General features: G+C 64.3%; 17 protein-coding genes and 1 pseudogene. 11 read left to right on the top strand and 7 right to left on the bottom strand.

Annotation, left to right across the window (positions count from 1 at the left end; translation table 11 throughout):
* Positions 1-24: 24 nt before the first annotated feature.
* Positions 25-297: a hypothetical protein gene (locus GXB81_RS05140; protein WP_167043713.1), complete on the top strand. Its 273-nt coding sequence runs from the start codon at positions 25-27 to the stop codon at positions 295-297.
* A gap of 178 nt (positions 298-475) precedes the next feature.
* Here the strand turns inward: GXB81_RS05140 and GXB81_RS05135 are convergent, their stop codons facing one another.
* Positions 476-1963 (bottom strand): MFS transporter, encoded by a 1488-nt coding sequence (locus GXB81_RS05135; protein ID WP_205988550.1) that lies wholly within the window; start codon positions 1961-1963, stop codon positions 476-478.
* A gap of 297 nt (positions 1964-2260) precedes the next feature.
* Between GXB81_RS05135 and GXB81_RS05130 the strand changes: the two genes are divergently transcribed.
* The 3 genes from GXB81_RS05130 to GXB81_RS05120 all read left to right on the top strand — a co-directional run bounded on the left by GXB81_RS05130 (position 2261) and on the right by GXB81_RS05120 (position 4491).
* The gene (locus tag GXB81_RS05130) at positions 2261-3028 is read left to right on the top strand and encodes a response regulator transcription factor (RefSeq protein WP_205988549.1); all 768 of its coding nucleotides are present in this window, start codon (positions 2261-2263) and stop codon (positions 3026-3028) included.
* A gap of 349 nt (positions 3029-3377) precedes the next feature.
* Entirely contained in the window at positions 3378-4145 is a 768-nt protein-coding gene (locus tag GXB81_RS05125; RefSeq protein ID WP_205988558.1) for an AraC family transcriptional regulator, read from the top strand.
* A 16-nt stretch (positions 4146-4161) separates the two neighbouring features.
* Positions 4162-4491, top strand: a complete 330-nt coding sequence (locus tag GXB81_RS05120) for a hypothetical protein (RefSeq protein ID WP_167043719.1) — start codon at positions 4162-4164, stop codon at positions 4489-4491.
* A 79-nt stretch (positions 4492-4570) separates the two neighbouring features.
* Here GXB81_RS05120 and GXB81_RS05115 read toward each other — a convergent pair whose 3' ends face one another.
* From GXB81_RS05115 to GXB81_RS05105, 3 genes are all read right to left on the bottom strand, one after another.
* Positions 4571-4825, bottom strand: coding sequence for a hypothetical protein (locus tag GXB81_RS05115; protein ID WP_167043721.1), 255 nt, complete (start codon positions 4823-4825; stop codon positions 4571-4573).
* Positions 4826-4990: 165 nt separating this feature from the next.
* Positions 4991-5323 (bottom strand): hypothetical protein, encoded by a 333-nt coding sequence (locus GXB81_RS05110; RefSeq protein ID WP_167043723.1) that lies wholly within the window; start codon positions 5321-5323, stop codon positions 4991-4993.
* Between the two features lie 359 nt (positions 5324-5682).
* A complete protein-coding gene (locus tag GXB81_RS05105) occupies positions 5683-7572 on the bottom strand; it encodes a sugar phosphate isomerase/epimerase and 4-hydroxyphenylpyruvate domain-containing protein (RefSeq protein WP_205988548.1) in 1890 nt (629 codons plus the stop codon).
* A 271-nt stretch (positions 7573-7843) separates the two neighbouring features.
* On the opposite strand from GXB81_RS05105, the pseudogene GXB81_RS31340 reads away from it, so the two are divergent.
* The 3 genes and pseudogenes from GXB81_RS31340 to GXB81_RS05095 all read left to right on the top strand — a co-directional run.
* A pseudogene (locus tag GXB81_RS31340) lies at positions 7844-7963 on the top strand (3-dehydroquinate dehydratase); the annotation flags it as partial.
* Positions 7960-8889 carry a shikimate dehydrogenase gene (locus tag GXB81_RS05100; protein ID WP_205988547.1) on the top strand — a complete coding sequence of 310 codons (930 nt, stop codon included), beginning with the start codon at positions 7960-7962 and terminating at the stop codon, positions 8887-8889. The pseudogene GXB81_RS31340 and the gene GXB81_RS05100, both read left to right, overlap by 4 nt.
* 81 nt (positions 8890-8970) lie before the next feature.
* A complete protein-coding gene (locus GXB81_RS05095; RefSeq protein WP_167043729.1) occupies positions 8971-10323 on the top strand; it encodes an MFS transporter in 1353 nt (450 codons plus the stop codon).
* 124 nt (positions 10324-10447) lie between these two features.
* On the opposite strand, the gene GXB81_RS05090 is transcribed toward GXB81_RS05095, so the two are convergent.
* Entirely contained in the window at positions 10448-11143 is a 696-nt protein-coding gene (locus GXB81_RS05090; protein ID WP_167043731.1) for a TetR/AcrR family transcriptional regulator, read from the bottom strand.
* 383 nt (positions 11144-11526) lie between these two features.
* Between GXB81_RS05090 and GXB81_RS05085 the strand changes: the two genes are divergently transcribed.
* A complete protein-coding gene (locus tag GXB81_RS05085) occupies positions 11527-14601 on the top strand; it encodes a transglycosylase domain-containing protein (protein ID WP_205988546.1) in 3075 nt (1024 codons plus the stop codon).
* Between the two features lie 16 nt (positions 14602-14617).
* Here the strand turns inward: GXB81_RS05085 and GXB81_RS05080 are convergent, their stop codons facing one another.
* Entirely contained in the window at positions 14618-15373 is a 756-nt protein-coding gene (locus GXB81_RS05080; protein WP_346777780.1) for a flagellar brake protein, read from the bottom strand.
* A gap of 411 nt (positions 15374-15784) precedes the next feature.
* On the bottom strand, positions 15785-16828 hold the full coding sequence (locus GXB81_RS05075; protein ID WP_205988544.1) for a LacI family DNA-binding transcriptional regulator: 1044 nt from the start codon (positions 16826-16828) through the stop codon (positions 15785-15787).
* 193 nt (positions 16829-17021) lie between these two features.
* On the opposite strand from GXB81_RS05075, the gene ugpC reads away from it, so the two are divergent.
* The 3 genes from ugpC (at position 17022) to GXB81_RS05060 (ending at position 21598) form a co-directional block, all read left to right on the top strand.
* Entirely contained in the window at positions 17022-18212 is a 1191-nt protein-coding gene (gene ugpC, locus GXB81_RS05070) for a sn-glycerol-3-phosphate ABC transporter ATP-binding protein UgpC (RefSeq protein WP_205988543.1), read from the top strand.
* Between the two features lie 19 nt (positions 18213-18231).
* Positions 18232-20226, top strand: coding sequence for a beta-galactosidase (locus tag GXB81_RS05065; protein ID WP_205988542.1), 1995 nt, complete (start codon positions 18232-18234; stop codon positions 20224-20226).
* Between the two features lie 118 nt (positions 20227-20344).
* Complete coding sequence (locus GXB81_RS05060; RefSeq protein ID WP_167043743.1) at positions 20345-21598, top strand: extracellular solute-binding protein; 1254 nt, start codon at positions 20345-20347, stop codon at positions 21596-21598.
* The last annotated feature ends 64 nt before the right edge of the window (positions 21599-21662 follow it).

The raw sequence follows: 21662 nt of genomic DNA, 5'->3' as shown, positions 1-21662 counted from the left end.
CCGCGGCTATCAAGGGAGCACATCATGATTCAGAACTTCGAGCAGATGATTGGCGGCAAGCTCACGCAATTGTGCGCGAGCCTGGGCGAAGGGCCGACGCCGCATCGCGTGATCATCAGCTTCGCCGATTCGGCGAAGACGCTGGTGGTTCTGGATGCATCGGGATTCATCGGCACGCTGAAGGCGGGAATCGCCGAGCCGGAAAAGCTGATTGCCGATGCGATCGCCAAGGCGCGCAACGAAGGCTTGATCGAACGCGCGGTCGACACCGGCACGATTCAGGAGGGGGCGCTTTAGGCGATGCTGGCGGTGCGGCGGCGCGCGTTGCTCAGGTGCTGCTCAGGTGGTTGCTCACGTATCGGTTCAGGCGGTCACGCCTGCATGTCAAAAAACCCCCGCGCTGCGTTGTGCAGCGCGGGGGTTTGTTTTTCATCAACGCGATTCGTTCGCTTTGTCCGATTCGTTCACCTTTTGCTTACCCTTCGCTCATCCGTCGCGTGCGAGCTTCGCGCACGGTCTGTGCCGCCGCATGCGGCTCCGGATGCACGAGGCATGCGAGTATCCCGCCCAGCGCCAGCAGCGCTACCGAGAGGGCAGTCGCCATCTGCATCCCGAGGACGATCTGGGTCGCGGCCGCGCCGCCCGCGAGCGCACCGAAGGCGGCCACGCCCACCGCGCCGCCGGCCTGTCGCGCCGTGTTCAGGACCGCCGACGCCGTGCCCGCGCGTTTCGCTTCGGTCGATGCGAGCACGGCGGTGGTCATCGCCGGCACCGCGAGTCCCATGCCCGACGGAATCAGCAGGAACGGCACCAGCAGGCCGGCGAGCGGCGTGGCGGCATCGACGAAATGAAGCAGGCCGTAGCCGAGGCCGGCCGTAATCGCGCCGAGAATCATCGGCACGCGCACGCCGAAGCGCCCGACCACCCAGCCGCTCGCCACGTTCGAAATCAGGAAGCCCCCCGTCAGCGGCAGGAACGCGAGTCCCGCCTGCAACGGCGTGTAAGCGCGCACGCGTTGCAGATAAAGGCTCAGCACGAACACCATCCCGTAGTACGTGAAGTTTACGCAGATGCCGAACAGCACCGCCGCGCTGAACGTGCGCTTGCCGAATAGCGACAGCGGCAGCATCGGGTTCGCGACGCGCCGCTCGACGAACACGAAGGCGCCCGCCGCGACGAGTGCGAGAACGAAGCCGCCGGCCACGATCGGGTGAGCGAGGCCGAGCGGCCGCCATTCGATCACGGCGGCGACGAACGCGGTCAGCGCGACGATCGCGAGACACTGGCCGCCGAGGTCGACACCGTGCGGCGCGGCGTTGGTGTTAGCGCTGCCGCCGACCGCGGTCCGCGCTTCAGGTGGCGTGGCGGCACGCGTGGCTTGCGGACGCGGCATCCAGCGCAGCGTCGCGAGCAGGCCCGCCGCGCAGATCGGCAGATTGACGAGGAAAATGCTGCGCCAGCCGAACGCGGCGATCAGCAAACCGCCCGCAACCGGCCCCGCCGCAATCGAAATCGCGCCGGACGCGGTCCACAGGCCGACCGCGCGTGCTCGCAGCCTGGGGTCGTGTCCGTACGACTGATTGAGCAACGCGAGGGAATTCGGCAGCATCGCGGCGGCGCCGATGCCTTGCAGGGCGCGCGCGCCGACCAGCATGGTTGCGTCGAGCGCAAGCCCGCAGGCGAGCGATGCGAGCGCGAACAGCACGATTCCGGCCGCGTACATGCGTCGCGCGCCGAAGCGGTCGCCGAGCGCGCCCGCCGACAGCATCAGCACCGCGAACGCGAGCGTATAGGCATCGACGACCCATTGCAGGCCCGCGACATTCGCCTGCAGGTCCGCACCGATGCGCGGCAGCGCGATATTGACGATGGTCACGTCGAGCTGCGTGACGACGAAGCCGACGCTGACCGTCGCGAGAACGCGGCCAGGAGCGGGCGAGAGGGGGCGGGTACTTGAGTTCATGGCTGCATCGTAAGCCAGATGTGGCGCGCCATGCTTCGGCGCGGTGTGAAGTATGGATGCGGTGGTTGCCGTGGGCGCTTAGGCGACTGAAACCGGTGCGGCTTTGCGCGATGAAAGCTGGCCTTCTCCGGACGCGTTTAATCAGACTGACCGGCTCGATTGAAAGCCGCCGCAACGGCTTTTTCATGGAGATCGACGCAACCGTGCCGCGGCAGACGCAAATTAGGAGTGCTCCTATGGGAGCGAAGGCGGCCACGTCCGAGAATGGTTCGAGTTCGCTTCTCGGGAGTCCATTTCATGCGCGTCGCCGTTTTTCAGCACGACCCGGTCGTGCGCGAGTTGATCGAGCGGGTTCTCGCAAGCTCCGGTTACTTCTGCACGGTATATCGCGACAACCTTGGTATCTCGAAGGCGCTCACCCGTTCCACGGTGGATCTGCTGGTGCTCGACTGGCAGGGCACACGGCCTTTCGGCGCGGAGCTGCTGCACTCGGTGCGCAAAGCCGCCGGCGAGCGCGTGCCGATCATGTTCGTGTCGCGCGACGCATCGGAGCAAAGCATGGTGCGCGCGCTTGTCGACGGCGCGGACGACTACGTCACGTTGCCGTTACGTCCTGAGGAATTTCGCGCGCGCGTCGCGGCGCTGGTGCGGCGCGTTTATCCCGAGCGCCGTCGTGCGGCGGCGAGCTTCGAGCGCGGTCCTTACCGCTTCGACACCGTCGGCAAGCAGGTCATGCTGCGTGGCAAGCGGGTGCCGCTGTCACCCACGCAGTTCGACCTCGCCGCACTGTTCTTCTCCAGCGTCGGCTGGGTGATGTCGCGCGACCATATCTACGCAATAGTCTGGGGCCGCGAACTGAACGATCTGACTCGCACGATCGATAGCCACGTGTCGCGGCTGCGTCAGTTGCTCGAGATCGAGCTGCGCAATGGTTTCAGCTTGCAGCCCGTGTATCGCAGCGGTTATCGGCTGATGGGTGTGCGCGAGGAGGTGGCCAGCGTCGAAGTGGCGGGCGAGGTCGCGCGCACGGCGGCATTCGCGCTGGCGCTGGTCGAAGCGGTTTGAGGGTTTGGCTTCAAATGGCGGCTCGTATGCGGCGGGGTAGTTCGTGCTGAAATTCGCGTCTGACCTTGCCGTGGCTTCTGCGAAAGCGGTGGTCCGGCTTGGCCAAGCCTAGCCTGAGCCGTGCGTCGACGCGACGCGTCGATCGCGCGGGAGGTCACCGGTGCCCACGGCGCCTTGATCGACCTATCGCCGTGACGAACGACTCGCTGCTGGGCTTCGCGAGTTTGCCGGGCGGCGCGCGGTTCTATAATCGGCCGAATATGCAAACTGCTTCGGCCGTGCCGGCGCAGCGACTCGCGAACGCGTCCTGAACGCATTCAACGAGGTACGGACCAACGGAACCCGCATGATCGACACGCTGGCTTATTCGCTCGAACCGGACGACACGATCTTGTCCGGCATGCTGTCGCACTTCAGATTGCTCGAGCCGGTGTTCGATGCGATGCCGGACGTCGTTTTCTTCGTGAAGGACGCCGCGGCGCGTTACACGCTCGTCAACCGCACGCTTGCCTCGCGCTGCGGCTTCAAGGAGAAGGCCGCGCTGCTCGGCAAGACTGCCGAGGACGTATTCCCGCGCCGCTTCGGGCGCGTCTATACCGCGCAGGACAAGGCGATCATCGACGTTGGCGCCCAGATGCTCGACCAGCTCGAATTGCCTCTGTACCCGGGGCGGACGCCGGGCTGGTGCCTGACCTGCAAGCAGCCGCTGCGCGACGCCACCGGCAAGGTTGTCGGGCTCGCCGGCATTTCGCGCGATCTGAAGACCGGCGAAAGCAGCCATCCGGCCTACAGCCGCCTTGCCGCGGTCGTGCAGTCGATCCAGGAAAACTACGTACAGCCGCTGAATCTGAAGCAACTGGCGGCGCTGGCCAATATGTCGGTCGCGCAACTGGAGCGCTATTTTCACAAGGTGTTTCATCTGACGCCACGCCAGGTGTTGCTGAAGACGCGGCTCGAGGCGGCGACCGCGCTGCTGGTGTCGCACGACAAGGTTACGGACGTCGCCGCGCGTTGCGGCTACACCGATCACAGCGCGTTCACGCGGCAATTCAAGGCGACGGTCGGCGTCACGCCGACCGAATACCGGATGCTGCTGCACGGCACGCTGCGCGGCTGAACCGCGCCTCACGCCCATGGCCCGTCGCGGACACCACTATTACGTGTACGTCGTCGCGCTCGACGACACCGTCTGGAACGAGGCGCGCTTTCGCCGCGCGAATCCCGATTACCGGTTCGACAAGCCGTGCGTCTATGTCGGCATGACGGGGCTCGACCCCGATCTGCGTTTCGATCGCCACAAGGCCGGCATTCAGGCCAATCGCTACGTGCGCGATTACGGGCTGCGTCTGCTGCCCGAGTTGTACGAGGTGTTCAATCCGATGCCTTATCGCGGCGCGCAGGATATGGAGGTGGAACTGGCGATCGGGCTGCGCGAAGCGGGGTATGGGGTGTGGCAGGCTTGAGGGGCAAAATGGAAAAGGCCGCGTCGACGATAAACGTTGACGCGGCCTCAAATGGATTGCGACGCCTCGCGCGCTGTTGTTACTTGACCCCGAGCCCTCGCAAAACCGCATTGCCCTCGGGCGTCAGGCGGATGTGTGCGGCGCCGGCGTCGTTCGCAATCGTTTCGACGAGACCGGCTTCGTAAAGCTGCGGAATTTCGGGTTTCGCGGATGCGTCGATCGGTGCGTGCAACAGCAGCAGCAACGTTGCCAGTTCATGGTGACTCAGCAGACGGCGCAGGATGGTAGGCCGTTTGGCCGGTGTTTCGTTGATGTTCGGTTCGGGCTGGTTCATGGAGCGCACCTCGTGCTGGATCATGTCCGGGGGATCATGATGACGAAGTCTTAAACGATTCTTAAGACACCATTGTCCTGTAACACCGTGACATGAACGTTGCAATAAAGCGAATTCCGGCGCCCGGAACTTCCCGTGCGCACCGCGCAAACCGCCCGTCAACCCTTATGGGGCGCAGGTCTTGCCCGCCGCTTCGAGCCACAGATTGCTGACGTGACGCTTGCCCGCATAGAAACGGTAAGTCGTCGCGCCGTTGTCGCTGCGTACCTTGATGATGTTCGAGTCGCCGAAATCGAGCATCTGACCCTGCGGAATCTCCGTCGACTTGAATGCGGCGTTGTGATGGTTAGCGATCTGCGTCAGGCAGGAGACGACGTCGTCGACGGAGCGCTGTGTCGTGGTGTCCGTGACGGGCTCGCCGGCATCCGGATTTTTCTGGAAATACGCGCAAGCGCTGACGAGCAGCGGAAGGGACAGGGCGACGGCGAACTTCTTCATATCTCTCCAGGCGTTGATTCAGTGTTTCGGCTGGCGCACCGGCTGCCGCGCCGCGCGGAATGCACGGCGCACGGGCCAGGTCGCAAAACAGGCGCCATTATATCGAGGCGGCGAATGGGCTTCGGTTGGAGACGCACGCGGCGTGCCAGAGAACGGAGAGCTTGCCTGACAGGAGAGAGAGGAGGTACAGCCAGCCGCCATCGCCGCGCGGGTGGATACAGTGCGAAAGCATCCGTTTCGCAACGGATGCTTTCGGGCGGCCGACCGTTCAGTCAGTCACCTTCTTCGACCGAAGCACGCCCTGGCGGCGGCGCGGCAACCCGCGAGAACAACAGGCCCGCACCGCGCTTTCACCTGGCTTACTTCCGCCGCTGCGCCTGCGCGGCGAGCCGCACCGCCGCATTGGCCGCGCCATAGCCGTCATAACCGCCGCGCCGCTCGACGATTTCGAGGAAAAAGCGCTGGTCGAGCTGTTCCGTGTATGCATGGAAAAACTCGCCGCCGCGCTCGTCGCGGTCGTAGAGGATATTGTTCGCGCGCATCGCTTCGAGCAGCGTGTCGGACAGCGCATAGCGGGCTTCGAGATCGTCGTAGTAGTTGCGCGGGATGCGCAGCACCGGCACGCCGTTGGCGACGAACTCGGGAATCGCGCTGAAGATGTCGCCGGTGCTGAACGCGACGTGGTTCAGACCGGAGCCGTGGTACGTGTGCAGCGCCTCGGCCACCGCCGTATGACGGTCCACCGACGCATTGAGTGCGATCCGCACCGAGCCGTCGCGGCTGCGCAGCGCGCGGCTGCGCACGAGTCCGTACGGATCGGGCACGAGCACGCCGGGCTCGGCCTGAAAGCCGAACGCGGTGCGCAGGAACAACACCCACGTATCGAGCGAGTTGGCCGGCACCGACAGGCACACGTGATCGATGCGCGTGAGCGGACCCACCTCGGTCGGGCCGTTGATGTCGGTCAGGATGAAGTCGGCTTCGAACAGCGTGGGTTGATCCGGCGTTTCGTCGACGAAATAGTTGAGGCTGCTGTCCGGCCCCTGCACCGCGGGCAACACGCGCTCGTTCGGGCCGATCTGGCCGGAGAACGGCGCGTAGCCGAAGCCGGCCGCGCGCTCGAACGCCTGTTTCGCGTTGTCGACGCGAAACGCCGACGCGCACAGCGACAGGCCATGCTGCTGGAAGAACGCGTTGGCGAACGAGTCGGGCTCGGCGTTCAGCACGATCGACGCCGCGCCGTGCTGGTACAGCGTCACGTCTTTCGAGCGGTGCTGGCCGGCCTGCCGGAAGCGCAGCTTGCCGAGCCAGTCGGCGAGCTGCGTGCGCGTGGTGTGGTCGACCGCGAATTCGAGGAACTGATAGCCGACGTGCGCGGGGGCGGCCGGCGACTGGTACAGATCGCCGGTCTTGCCCGGCGCCTGCTGTTCTTCCAGCAGCGCGCGGGTCTGCTCTTCGAGGAACAGCAGCGAGCGGTGGCCGTCGGCGGCCGTGATCGTGGTGGGGGCGGCGCGGAAACCGTCGTTGAAAATCTCGAGCGACAGCGGGCCCTGGTAGCCCGACTTGACGACCTGCGCGGTGAAGTTCGCGACATCGAGGTCGCCCTGGCCGGGGAAGCAGCGGTAGTGGCGGCTCCATTCGATCACGTCCATCGCGAGCTTCGGCGCGTCGGCGATCTGCACGAACGCGATGCGCTCGCCCGGAATGTCGGCGATCGCATCGACCGTGTCGTTCAGCGACAGCGTATGGAAGCTGTCGAGCACGAGCCCGAGGTTCGGATGATTGACCGCGTCGACGAGCTTCCACGCGTGACGGTACGTGCTCACGTGCTTGCCCCACGCGAGCGCCTCGTAGCCGGCGATCACACCGGCCTCCTCGGCCGCGCGGGCGAGCGCGCCGAGCTGGTCGATCATCAGCGCGTCGTCGCAGATCGTTTCCGGCGACACGTTGCTGCATACGAGAATGCGGTCCGTGCCGAGTTCGTGCATGACCTCGAACTTGCGTTTCGCGCGTTCGAGATTGCGCGCGAGCCTCTCGGGGCTGACGCCGTCGAAGTCGCGAAACGGCTGGAACAGCATGATCTTCAGGCCGAGGTCCGCGGCGATGCGTCGCACGTCGGCGGGCGAGCCGTCGAAATACAGCAGGTCATTCTCGAAGATTTCCACGCCTTCGAAACCGGCCGCGCGGATCGCGCTCAGCTTCTCGACGAGGGTGCCGCTAATCGACACGGTGGCAATCGAACGTTGCATGAACGGCTCCGGCAAAAACGGACAAACGATGGGGAAGGATGAGCGGCGAAACAGTACGGGACGCGTCTTCCGGCCGCTATGTTGCGGCGCGCAAAACGAGTCGGTTCATTATGCACGCCGGCAGGACACAGGCAAGAATACGCCACACTAACCGCGAGTTTCGACAGTCTATCCGAACTAACTAGATGGTACAAATTCGTAGAAACCCCGAATGACGGCGACGGCCGATGCGCGCACACTTCGCTACGCGTCGAAAAGGCGCCTCGGGCGCCGCCATCATTCGTCGGTGCCGGCGATGGCGGACGCGCTCATCGCCGGTTGCGGCACTCAGGGCTATGTGCTCGCTCCCGAGCGGATGGCGACGATTCTTAAGGATAGGGCGACAACATGAACACTCAAGAGAACACTCGTACGGCCGCGCAGATCGCTGCGATGGCGAACTCGCAGGCGAGCTTGCGCGCAACCGGCCACTCGTACCTGGTCGGCCTGATCGGCGCGGGCATCAGCGGTTCGCTCACGCCCGCGATGCACGAGGAAGAGGGCAGCAAGCTCGGCCTGCACTATGTGTATCGCCGTATCGATCTCGAAGCGCTGAAGCTCGACGCCGCCGCGCTGCCTGAATTGCTGACGGCCGCCGAACGCATGGGTTACAACGGCCTGAACATTACGTATCCGTGCAAGCAGGCTGTCATCCCGCTGCTCGACGAACTCTCCGACGACGCGCGCGCGCTCGGCGCGGTCAACACCGTGCTGTTCAAGGACGGCAAGCGCATCGGCCACAACACCGACTGGTCCGGTTTCGCGCGCGCGTTCCAGCGCGGCCTGCCGGACGTGTCGCTCGAACGCGTCGTGCAACTCGGCGCGGGCGGGGCGGGCGCGGCGGTCGCGCATGCGGCGCTCAACATGGGCACGCAAGCGCTGACGCTGTTCGACGTCGACGCAAGCCGCGCGCAGTCGCTCGCCGACGAATTGCAGAAGCGCTTCCCCGCGGCGAAGGTCAGCGCGGGCGCCTCGCTCGCGGAGTCTCTGGCTGCCGCGCAAGGGCTGATTCACGCCACGCCGACCGGCATGGCCAAGATGCCGGGCCTGCCGCTGCCGGCCGAATTGCTGCACTGCGACCTGTGGGTCGCCGACATCGTCTATTTCCCGATTCGCACCGCGCTTCTGCAGGCGGCCGAAGCGCTCGGCTGCCGCACGCTGAGCGGCGGCGGCATGGCGGTCTACCAGGCCGTCGACGCGATGCGCATTTTCACAGGGCTCGAGCCCGACGCCGAGCGCGTCTACACGCACTTCCAGTCGTTGCTCGGGCGTCCCTGAGCGTTCCTGAGTCCGCCCGCCGAGGGCCGCCGACCGGCAGCGTATGGCCGGGCACACTCTGCTTGAGGAGAGCAGCACGATATGTCGCAACCGATCCAATCCAGTTCAACCAGTACGCCGCTTCAGAACGGCGTGACGGGCACCGGGCGCCGCTCGAAGGCCCGCTACAAGATCCTCGCGCTGCTCGCCGTCGGCACGATGATCAATTATCTCGACCGCACGGTGCTCGGCATCGCGGCGCCGCAGCTGACGAAGGAACTCGGCATCAACGCCGCGCTGATGGGGCTGCTGTTTTCCGTGTTCTCGTGGAGCTACGTGGCCGCGCAGATTCCGGGCGGTCTGTTTCTCGACCGCTTCGGCAGCAAGATCACTTACTTTCTGTCGATGACGTTCTGGTCGCTCTGCACGCTCGCGCAGGGCCTCGTGCATGGCATCGGCGCGCTGTTCGCGTTCCGTCTCGGCCTTGGCGTGTCGGAATCGCCGTGCTTTCCGACCAATAGCCGAGTGGTCGCCACATGGTTCCCGCAGAGCGAACGCGCGATGGCGACCGGCACCTACACGGTCGGCGAATATATCGGCCTCGCGTTTTTCAGCCCGTTCCTGTTCATGCTGATGGGCGCGTTCGGCTGGCGCTCGCTCTTCCTCGTGGTCGGCGGCGTCGGTATCGTGTTCGGCGTGGTGTGGTGGCTGCTGTACCGCGAGCCGCACGATCATCCGTCGGTGAATCAGGCCGAGCTGGACTATATCGAGGCGGGCGGCGGCCTGACGAAACTCGATGGCGATGCCGGGGCGGCCGCGCCGAAGCGTAGTTTCGAATGGCGCACGATCGGGCAGTTGCTCAAGCATCGGCAATTGACCGGCATCTGTCTCGGCCAGTTCGCCGGCAATTCGACGCTCGTGTTCTTCCTTACCTGGTTCCCGACCTACCTCGCTACCGAGCGTCATATGGCGTGGCTGAAGATCGGCTTCTTCGCGATCATGCCGTTTATCGCGGCGTCGATCGGCGTGATGTTCGGCGGCGTGTTCTCCGACTGGCTGCTGCGCCGCGGCAAGTCGCCGAACGTCGCGCGCAAGCTGCCGATCATCGCCGGCCTGCTGCTCGCCTCGACGATCATTCTCGCGAACTATGTCGAGAGCAACGTCGTGGTGATCGCAATTCTGTCGGTGGCGTTTTTCGCGCAGGGAATGGCGGCGCTCGGCTGGACGCTCGTCTCGGACATCGCGCCCGAAGGGCTGCTTGGCGTGACCGGCGGCATCTTCAATTTTGCCGCTAACCTTGCGGGTATCGTGACGCCGCTCGTGGTCGGGCTCATCGTTGCCGCGACCGGTTCGTTCGTCGGCGCGCTCGTGTTTATCGGCGTGATCGCGCTGGTGGGAGCGCTGTCGTATATCTTCGTGGTCGGCGATATCAAGCGGATCGTGCTGGCGGATTAAGTACCCACCAGGGTCGAGCCGCCGTGAGAGATAACGGCGGTGGCTTGACCTTACCCCCTTGCCACCTTCGAATCCCCGGTTTGTTGCCGCATTGCGGCGGTAACCGGGGATTTGGCGTTTCTGCTCAATCTTCCTTGCGCACGAACCTCAAGATCGCATCGACGATCATTGCCCGATGCCTTGCCCGCAATCTCGGATGCGACGGGTCCCGGCCAAAGGCGGTTCCGAACGTATGCCGGTTTCCCACGCGATGAAAGCATAACGAGCTGATCATCAGATGCAGATCGATCGGATCGATATCGCTGCGGAACTGCCCGGCCGCGATGCCGCGCGCCAGCAGGTCTTCGATCGTGTGAATCACGGTAACGTTGCGGCCTTTGAACGTCTTGACCTGCTCGACGTACTTCGCGCCGTGAATGTTCTCGATCGTGACGAGGCGCACGAAGTCGCGCTGGCGGTCGTGGTAGTCGAACGTGAATTCGACCAGCGCGCGCATGCCCTCGACCGGATCGAGTTCGCTGATGTGCAGGTCCTGTTCGAGCGCACGAATGTCTCCATACACCTTCTCCAGCACCGCCTGGTACAACCCTTCCTTGCTGCCGAAGTAGTAGTACAGCATGCGCTTGGTGGTGTTCGTGCGTTCCGCGATCGCATCGACGCGCGCGCCCGTCAGTCCCATCGCGGAGAACTCTTGGGTCGCGACGTCGAGGATGTTGCGCTTCGTCTGCTCGGGGTCGTACTTGCGCCGGGCGTCGGCGCGCGGCGAGCTGGACGTGATGCCGTTGGTATCAGGCTCGATGGCCTTGTTTCCCTTTTTCATTGTGGATTCGAGCGGCAGTGACGAGGCATTTTAGCATGGCGAAACCCGCCTCTGGCGCGGGTTTCGGCGTGCCGCCGCGCGGCGCGTTGCCGATCATGGATGGAATCCGGATTGCATCGGATACCGTACGATAGAACGCGCGAATGCAGACGAAAGTACCGGCGAAAAATGAAAAAACCACCTGAAAAGGCGGTTTTTTCCGATCTGAAAGACTTTCAATATCTCACGGCGATTCCCGTTTTGTCATCTGCCGCCGGCGGGTGTTGTAGCCGCGACACTGTTGGCTCAATCCGGGCCAGGAGCGATTTCCGGTTCCGCGCTACACTGATTCGAATGACGCGAGCCAGGTTCGGCAGCCTGGTCATCGCTCGGGGAGAACTGCCATGAATCGGCCACCGCTTCGGTTTCCGCTTCGCGCGACCGGCACCGTGCCGGTGCGAACCTGGCTCAAATGGGGGCTGGCCGTGGCGTTCCTCGTCGCGGTCGCGCTGCTTGCCCGGCTTGTGCAGATCGAAATAGAAACCTCGCGCCTGCAGGCACGCTACCTTTCCGAATTGACTCGCGACGTCGGCTTTTCCGTCGCCGCCGGCCCTAGCCCATCGATCCGTTTTCCGCAGGCCGATAAAGGCCCCTACGACACGCGCCTCGGCTACGCGCTGCTGCCTTCCATCGAGCAGCGGCTGCAGCAACGCGGCTTCGAAATCAGCTCGCAGGCGCGCGATTCCGAGCGGATGGTGTCGCTTGCCGATCACGGCCTTTTTCTGCCCTACGAAGAAAAAGACACCGCCGGTCTGCAACTGTTCGACGGCACCGGCGCGCCGCTTTTCAGCGCGCGTTTTCCGGGCCGCACCTACGAGAACTTCGAGGCGATTCCGCCGCTCGTCGTGAATTCGCTGCTGTTTATCGAAGACCGCTATCTGCTCGATCCGAATCAGCCGAACCGCAATCCGGCGATCGACTGGGGGCGCTTCAGTCGCGCGCTCGCCGACCAGGGCGTGCGCGTTTTCAATCGTCATCAGCAGACGCCGGGCGGCAGCACGCTCGCCACGCAGATCGAGAAATTCCGTCACTCGGCCGGCGGCCGCACCGCGACGCCGCCCGAAAAGCTGCGGCAGATCGCGTCCGCGTCGGTGCGCGCCTATCTGAACGGTCCGCAGACGCTGCCCGCGCGTCAGCAGATCGTGGTGCATTATCTGAACTCGGTGCCGCTCTCGGCGCAGCCGGGCATCGGCGAAATCAATGGTATTGGCGACGGACTCGCCGCATGGTACGGGCGCGATTTCCGCGAGACCAATCGTGTGCTGAAAGCGCCGTCGACACAGGCGAATCTCGGCGAGCAGGGCGCCGCGTTTCGCGAGGTGCTCTCGCTGATGATCGCGCAACGCGCGCCGTCGTTTTTCCTGCAACGCGGCTACCCCGATCTCGAACGGCTGACCGACAGCTATCTGCGTCTGCTCGCGAGCGGCGGCGTGATATCGGCCCCGTTGCGCGATGCCGCGCTCGCCGCGCACGTCGACCTGCATCGCGCGACGAAGGTCGCCGCGAACGACGATTCGTTCGTTTCGCGCAAGGCCGTGACGTCGATGCGTTCGCATCTGCTCGCGGCACTCGGCGTGCGCAGCTTCTACGAACTCGACCGCCTCGACGTCGAGGCGCGCGGCACGCTCAACAACGCCGTGCAGCAGGCCGTCAGCGAACGGCTCGCGGCCGCCGCGACGCGCGACGGCGCGAAGGCCGCGGGCCTCGTCGGCTTCGAAATGCTGCGCGGCTCCGACGATCCTTCGCATATCGCCTACAGCTTCACGCTGTTCGAACGCAAGGGCGGCGCGAACCTCGTGCGCGTGCAGACCGACAGCGTGAACCAGCCGTTCGACATCAACTCGGGCGCGCGTCTGAATCTCGGTTCGACCGCGAAACTGCGCACCGTCGTCACGTATTTGCAGATCGTCACCGAACTGCACACACGCTATGCATCGCTAAGCAATGCGGAGTTGAAGGCCGTCAAGCCCGATCCTAACGATCAATTGACGCGCTGGGCAATCGACTATCTGCTGCATACCAGCGACCATTCGCTGCAACCGATGCTCGATGCGGCCGTCGAGCGCAAATACTCGGCGAGCCCCGGCGAAACGTTCTACACGGGCGGCGGCGCGCAAACCTTCACGAACTTCGAATCCGACGACAATAGCCGCATCCTGACCGTGCATCGTGCGTTCCAGCATTCGGTGAATCTCGTGTTCGTGCGGCTGATGCGCGACATCGTCCGCTACGAGATGGTGCAGACAACCGGGCCGTCGGCGCAATGGCTCGACGATCCCGCGACCCGCAAGATGTACCTCACGCGTTTCGCCGATCAGGAAAGCCGCGTGTACATGAAGCGCTTCTACACGAAGTATCACGACAAGGCACCCGATCAGGCGCTCACGTTGCTGCTGCTCGGCGTGCGCAAATCGCCGCCGAAAGTGGCGACCGTATTGCGCAGCGTCGCGCCGAACGAATCGAACGCGTGGTTCGACCGGATGATGCGCGCGGCGCTGAAGAATACCCCGGCCGCTTCGATACTCGACGACGAAGACCTCGCGAATCTATACGACAAATACGGTATCGACCGCTTCAATCTGAACGACCGCGGCTATATCTCGGGCGTGCATCCGCTCGAACTGTGGACGCTCAACTACCTGCGCTCGCATCCCGACGCGACGCTCGCGCAAGTCGATAGCGCGAGTCGGGACGTGAGGCTGTCCACCTATTCCTGGCTCTTCAAGACGCGCTATCACGCGACGCAGGATCGCCGCATCAAGCGCATGGTCGAACTGCGCGCATATGACGCGATCGGCAAGTCGTGGCAGGCGCTCGGTTATCCGTTCGCGTCGATCACGCCTTCGTATGCGGCCGCGATCGGCGCATCGGGCGACCGGCCCGCAGCGCTCGCGCAATTGATCGGCGTGATCGCGAACGACGGCAACAAGGTGCCGACCGAAACGCTTACGCAGATCGACTTCGCCAAAGACACGCCGTACGAGACGCATTTCAAACGTGCATCGGTCGCGCCGCAACAAGAGGTGTCGCCGGAAATTGCGGGCGTGGTGCGGATGCTGCTGCGCGACGTCGTGACGGGCGGCACCGCGAGGCGTCTTGCGCAAGGCATGACGTTCCCCGATGGCGAAACGCTCGACGTCTACGGCAAGACCGGCACGGGCGATCAGCGCCTGAATGTGTATGCGAAGGGCGCGCGGCTCATCGAGTCGCGCAAGGTGAATCGCAGCGCGACCTTCGTGTTCGCGCTCGGCGACCGTTTCTACGGTTCGCTGACCGCGTGGGCGCACGAGCCGTATGCGGCGCGCTACGACTTTACGAGCGCCCTGGCCGTGCAATTGCTGAAGTCGATGGCGCCGGCGTTGCAGCCCCTGCTCGATAGTCCCGATGAGAAGACCGTCGCGGAGCAGGGGACGCAATGACGTGCGCAGAGTCGGCTTACCGCCTCGGCGCGAGCGTCTGCCGTTTCGTTTCGAGTTGCGTGACGACGCGTTGCAGCGTGCGCTCCGCGGGCCCGAGCGCGCACGCGAATTTGCAGCCGATCACATAACGCCGGTCGCCCTTCGGCGTCGTCAATGCGCGCGGCGCGACGATTTGCAGATCCAGTTGCAACGTACCGAAACTGCCGAGTTGCAAGGTCACGTCGTGCAGCACGGTGCCGGCTTCGAGCGAACCGAAGCGCTCGTCGGCAGTCTTCAACGCGATGCCGCCGAGCGACAGGTCCTGCAATTCGAGGCGGAACGAACCGCCGTTCGCGTACGGGCCGATCGCGAGATACGGATCGAGCAACGGTGTTTGTACGCGGAAGAACTCGCGGCGCTGCACGTAGTAGAGCAGCGGCGGGAACGGCGCTTCGAACGCGGAGCGTCCTTCGAATCTGGTGGGCGTGGCGCCGCCCGTCGTGAATTCGGTGCGGATGCCGCCGGGCAGACTGCGAAACGTCAACTGAGGCGCGGCGGGCAACGCGCGATTGTCGTCCGCGACGCTGCCCATGTCGAATACGAAGCGTGCGTTGCGCGAATCGACGTCGAGCACCTGCGTGACGATCTGCCTGCCGTCGAACTCCACTGTCACGAAGTCCTGCCCGTTCAGCAGATTGCGCAGGCAGACGGCGATTTGCAGCGGATGGCGCTGCGCGAAGTTTTCGTCGGCGTCGTGGGGCGATGCCGTGAGGTCGGCTTGAGTCGGTTGCACTGGCGGCTGCGTTGGCGGCTGCGTTGGCGGCTGCGTTGGCGGCTGCGTTGGCGGTTGAGCGAGCAGTTGAGCGGCGGTCATTCGAATATCCCTGCATGTTGCGGCCCTGGCCTGGCCGGTTGGGAGCGCGGGCGGCATGGCGAAGATGCCGGCGCTCGGCTTTGTCCCGGAGTGATTGCAGGGATCGTGCCAACTGCATGTCAGGCGCTTGCGATGCGGCGCGCTCGCCGCTATGCCGAGTGCGGCGGGCGTTTGCGCGTGGTCCCGGTGAGCCGGCTGCTCGATGAAACGCGTGCTTGAAACGTTCGCTACGTAACGCGCATGCGGTTGTTACGGCCACATTCGCGCTGTATTGGTGGCCGCTTTGGCAGTGGCCTCGGTGACACCCCCGCGATCACACCGATGGCCGCATCACCGCTCGCGCGGCGCCGCGGTCGAGGCGCGCACGACCAGCTTCGGTGCCGACGAAACCCGCATCGGCGCAGGCCCCGGCGCTTTATTCGCCGCGCGTCCCGCCGGCCCATACGACGACTCGATCAGCTCGCGCAACAGCTCGACCGCCAGCCCGGCGACCTCGACCGTCGGCACGGCCACCGTGGTCAGCGCGGGACGTGATTCGCGCGCGAGCTGGATGTCGGTGATGCCGACCACCGACAGATCGTGCGGCACCCGCAGGCCGAGATCGGCGGCCGCGTGCATCGCGCCGAGCGCGGGCAGGTCGTTGGTCGCGAAGATCGCGGTGAGTTGGGGATCGGCTTCGAGCAGCGCACGCGCCGCGAGGTAGCCGCCGTGGATCGTATCGGCCGCGTGCCTGACGCGGTTCTTCGCGACGCCGCCCGCGCGCAGCGCGTCGACGAAACCTTCGTAGCGTGCCGCGTGAATACCCTGGGCCTTGCTGCCGACGATCGCGCCGAAGCGCCGATGTCCGAGCGCGAGCAGATGCGCGCCGGCCAGCTCCCCTGCGAGCCGGAAGTCGACCGCGACGCACGGCAACCCCGGCGGCTCGTTGGGCCGCTCCCACATGCACAGCACGACCGGCGTGCCGCGTGCTTCGGTCGCATGCAGGTCCACGAAATCGAGGTTCGCATTGGTCACGAGCACGCCCTCGGAGAGCGTGCCGGCAATCTGGTCGAGATACGCGCGGCCGGTCAGTGGATTTTCATTCGTATTGCAGATGATGACGAAGTGGCCGCTCGTGCGCGCCGCGCGTTCGACCGCGAGCGCGAACTCCGGATAGAACGGATTGGCGATGCTCGACACCATCAGCGCGAGCGTCGGCGCGCGGCCTTCGGCGAGCGCGCGCGCGGCGAGGTGCGGGCGGTAGCCGAGCGCCTTGACCGCGTCGAGCACGCGCTGGCGGGTCGTTTCGCCGACGCGGCCGCGCTTGCGCAGCACGTTGGAGACGGTGGCCGGCGTGACACCGGCATGACGCGCGACTTCGCTGAGTGTAGTCATGGTACTTTCAATATCTGGGACGTCTGCCCGGCATTTGCGTCGCGGCGCAAGGCGCGGCAACATCTGTCGTCGAACAGGCATACAAACGATACCGGAGACAGCCCCAACGATCGCAGGCGATCGATTTTTTCGGCCCTGCTGATTAAGCGCTTAATCTCCGACTTCGCGCCGATTAAATCACGGAGTCGATGCAATGGCGAGCATTTCCTTACGAGGCGTGCAGAAGGCGTATGGCGACGGCGCGCCGGTGATCCGCAATGTCGATCTGGAGATCGGGGAGAACGAGTTCTGCGTGTTCCTCGGGCCGTCGGGTTGCGGCAAGTCCACGCTGCTGCGCATGATCGCCGGGCTTGAGGACGTGACGGACGGCGACCTCGCGATCGGCGGGAAGATCGTCAACGACGTGCCCGCCGCGCAGCGCGGCGTCGCGATGGTGTTCCAGAGCTACGCGCTGTTTCCGCACATGACCGTGTTCGAGAACATGGCCTTCGGCCTGAAGCTCGCCAAAACGCCGAAGGACGAAATCGAGCGCAAGGTACGCGAAGCCGCGCGCATTCTGCAACTCGAAGCGCTGCTCGAACGGCGGCCCAAGGCACTCTCGGGCGGACAGAGGCAACGCGTTGCGATCGGTCGCGCGATCGTGCGCGAGCCCGGCGTGTTTCTGTTCGACGAGCCGCTCTCGAATCTCGATGCAACGCTGCGCGGGCAAACGCGCGTCGAGATCGCGCGCCTGCACAGGCAGTTCGCGAAGGCGAGCGTGGTCTATGTCACGCACGATCAGATCGAAGCGATGACGCTTGCCGACAAGATCGTGCTGCTGCATGCGGGCAAGGACACCGAGCGCTACGGCAGCATCGCGCAGATCGGCGCGCCGCTCGAATTGTATCGGCATCCGAAGAGTCGTTTCGTGGCCGGCTTTATCGGCTCGCCGCGCATGAATTTTCTGCCGGGCAAAGTCGCGTCGATCGGCGCGCAAGGCGTGCTTGTCACGCTCGATCACAGCGCCGAAAACATCCACGCGCCGGTGAGCGGCACGGGTCTGCAAATCGCGCAGCCGGTCACGCTCGGCGTGCGGCCCGAACATCTCGAGTTCGTCGATGCATTCGCCGACGTATCAGCATCGGTATCGGTATCAGCATCGGCAACGACTCCGGCCGATGGCGTGCTCACGCGCAGCGTCGCGCTCGTCGAACAGCTCGGCGAACACAGCTACGTTCACCTCGATCAACCCGGCGGCGCCGTGCTGATTGCCAAGGCGCCGGGCGAAACGCGTCTCGCGCCAGGCGAGCGCGCGAGCCTGCGCGTGCCGCGCGCGGCCTGCCATCTGTTTACCGAAGACGGCTTCGCGGCCGCGTCGCTCGAATCCGTCGAACACTACGCTTGAATAACATGGGGGACCTGGGATGCGCCTTGGAGTCTGTTACTACCCGGAACACTGGCCCGAATCGATGTGGGACGACGACGCGCGGCGGATGAAAGCGCTCGGCATCGAGCAGGTGCGGATTGCCGAATTTGCGTGGAGCCGCATGGAGCCGACGCCCGGCGAATACGACTGGGGCTGGCTCGATCGCGCGATCGACGTGCTTGGCGCGGCGGGTCTTAAGGTCGTCATGTGCACGCCGACCGCGACGCCGCCGAAATGGCTGATCGATCGTCATCCCGACATCCTGCCGGTCGGCGCCGATGGACGTCCGCGCGCGTTCGGTTCGCGGCGCCATTACGACTTCTCGTCGCCCGCGTATTTCGAAGCATCGCAACGCATCTGCACGGCGGTGGCCGAGCGTTACGGCAAACATCCGGCGGTCGCGTACTGGCAGACCGATAACGAATTCGGCTGCCACCAGACGGTGGTCAGCTATTCGCCGGCGGCCGTCGCGCGCTTTCGCGAGTGGCTCAAGGCGCGTTATCGCACGATCAAGGCGTTGAACGATGCATGGGGCACCGTGTTCTGGAGCATGGAGTACCGCAGCTTCGACGAAATCGATGCGCCTGTCGCGACCGTGACCGAAGCGCATCCCTCGCATCGCCTTGATTACCGGCGTTTCGCCTCCGATGAAGTGGCGCGCTACAACCGCATGCAGGTCGAGATCATTCGCGCGCATTCGCCGGGGCGGCCCGTCGCGCACAACTTCATGCAACTCTTTACCGAGTTCGATCACTACAAGGTCGCGGCCGATCTCGACGTTGCGACGTGGGACAGCTATCCGCTCGGCGCGCTCGAAGAGCAGTGGTTCGCACCGGACATCAAGGCGCGCTGGCTGCGCAGCGGTCATCCGGATTTCGCGTCGTTCAATCACGACGTGTATCGCGGCATGTCGAAGCTGCCGTTCTGGGTCATGGAGCAGCAGCCGGGGCCGGTGAACTGGGCGCACTGGAATCCCGCGCCGTTGCCGGGCATGGTGCGGCTGTGGAGTTGGGAAGCGTTCGCGCACGGCGCGGGCTGCGTGTCGTATTTCCGCTGGCGTCAGGCGCCGTTCGCGCAGGAGCAGATGCATGCGGGTCTCAATGCGCCCGATAACCGGCTCGACATCGGCGGTAGCGAAGCATCGCAAGTCGCTGGCGAGATTCGCACGGTGCTTGCCGAGCATGCCGATGTCGATGCCGACGCGAATGCGGCGGTCCGCTCGAAAGTCGCGCTCGTCTACGACTACGAAGCGAAGTGGCTGTTCGAGATTCATCCGCAGGGCGCGGACTTTCACTATCCTCGTTTCGCATTCGAGTACTACTCGGCATTGCGCGCACTCGGGCTCGACGTCGATGTCGTGCCGGCCGACGCTTCTTTCGACGGCTATAGCCTGATCGTCGTGCCGCCGTTGCCGGTCGTGCCCGGCGATTTCGCCGAACGGCTCGCACGCTCGGGGGCGCAAGTGGTGTTCGGTCCGCGCACTGGTTCGAAAACGCCTGATCTGCGGATTCCCGCCAATTTGCCGCCCGGCGTGTTGACCGGGGTATTGCCGCTGCGCGTATGGCGTGTCGAATCGATGCGGCCGAACGTGACGGAAGCGGTACTGCTCGAAGAGCCAGGCGCAAACGCGGAGGCCGCTGGCTTCGCGCGCCACTGGCGCGATTTCGTCGATAGCGATGCCACGCTTGCGCTCGATGTGCGCGCGCGTTTTGCGGACGGTCATCCCGCGTACGTGCGAAACGGCGCATGCCACTATTTCGCGAGCCTGTTCGACGACGCGCTCACGCAGCGTCTGTTCGCGCGGATCGCCCAGGAAGCCGGCATCGAAACGATGCCACTCGGCGATGCCGTACGCGTGAGCCGGCGCGGTGCGCTGACCTATGTATTCAACTATGGCGCCGAAGTGCATACGCTCGATAACGTTGCCGATCACGCTTTCGTGATCGGCTCGCGCGCGGTGGCTCCGCAGGGCGTGGCGATTTACCGTTCGTGACAGGAATCCGGTAAGGCTGCGGCAGTGCCATGCAGCAGTGCGATGCAGTAGTGCTATATCCCAGCTCCACACCGCAACGACACCGACGTAAAACCACGAAATACAGGAGACAGGCAGCATGAAACTGAAACCACGCAAGATTCTATTGACGCTCGCGCTGGCCGCTGTGGCGGCAGGCACGTCCGTCGTCGGCACGGCGCAGGCCAGCACGCTCGCGCTGAACATCGCATACAAGGGCGCGAGCCAGCGCGCGGTCTGGCAGCAGGTGGTCGACGAGTTCAAGAAAGCTCATCCCGGCATCGACGTGAAAGTGTCGTTTATCGACGAAGAAGCGTACAAGGTTCAACTGCCCGGTTGGCTCTCGACTGTCGCGCCCGATGTCGTCAACTGGCACGACGGCGAACGCATGGCGTATTACGCGCAGCGCGGCCTGTTCGAAGACCTGAGCGGCGACTGGCAGAAGAACGGCTGGAACGGGATGTATGCGTCGACGAAAGAAGCTTCGTCGTATAAGGGCAAGCAGTATGCCGCGCCGACCGTGTACTACTCGTGGGGGATGTTCTATCGCAAGGATCTGTTCGAGAAGGCCGGCATCAAGAGCGAGCCGAAAACGTGGGACGAGTTTCTCGACGCCGCGAAGAAGCTGAAGGCAGCGGGCATTACGCCGATTGCGGTAGCGGGCCGCGATGCGTGGACGCTCGCGGGCTGGTTCGATTATCTCGACCTGCGTCTGAACGGCAACGCGTTTCACCAGAAGCTGATGGCCGGTGAGATTCCCTACACCGATCCGCGCGTCAAGAAGGTTTATACGACGTGGAAGCAATTGATCGACGACGGCTACTTCATCGACAATTCGCTTTCCTACGATCTCGATGCGGTGCAGCCGTTCCTGTTCCAGGGCAAGGCCGGCATGATGCTGATGGGCACGTTTATCGCCGCGGGTTTTCCGCCGAACGTGAAACCGCAAATGGGCTACTTCCAGTTCCCGATCATCGATTCGAAGGTGTCGACCGCCGAAGACGGTCCGGTCGAATCGTTGCATATTCCGTCGAAAGCGAAGAACAAGGCCGATGCGCACACGTTCCTCGCATTCGTCGAAACGCCCGAGATCGGCGCGCAACTCGCTACAGGTCTCGGTTCCTTGTCGGCGAACAGCAAATCGCCCGAACCCGAAGATCCGATTTCGAAGATCGGCTTCCAGATTCTGTCGAATACGAAGGGCGGTATTGCGCAGTTCTATGATCGCGATATGACGAAGGAAATGGCCGACGAAGGGATGAAGGGGATGCAGCAGTTCATCTCCGATCCGACCAGGCTCGACGACATCCTCGCGCAACTCGAGCAGACCCGTCAGCGTATCTACAAGAAGTAAGCGGTGGCGGCCGCGAGGCCGCCGTTCGCCGTTGGGGATTGGAAACAGATCGGATCGGGAGAGT

Origin of the sequence: Paraburkholderia sp. Ac-20336, assembly GCF_017105025.1 — a bacterium.
Lineage (GTDB): Bacteria > Pseudomonadota > Gammaproteobacteria > Burkholderiales > Burkholderiaceae > Paraburkholderia.
This window is presented reverse-complemented; position numbering and strand designations above follow the sequence as displayed.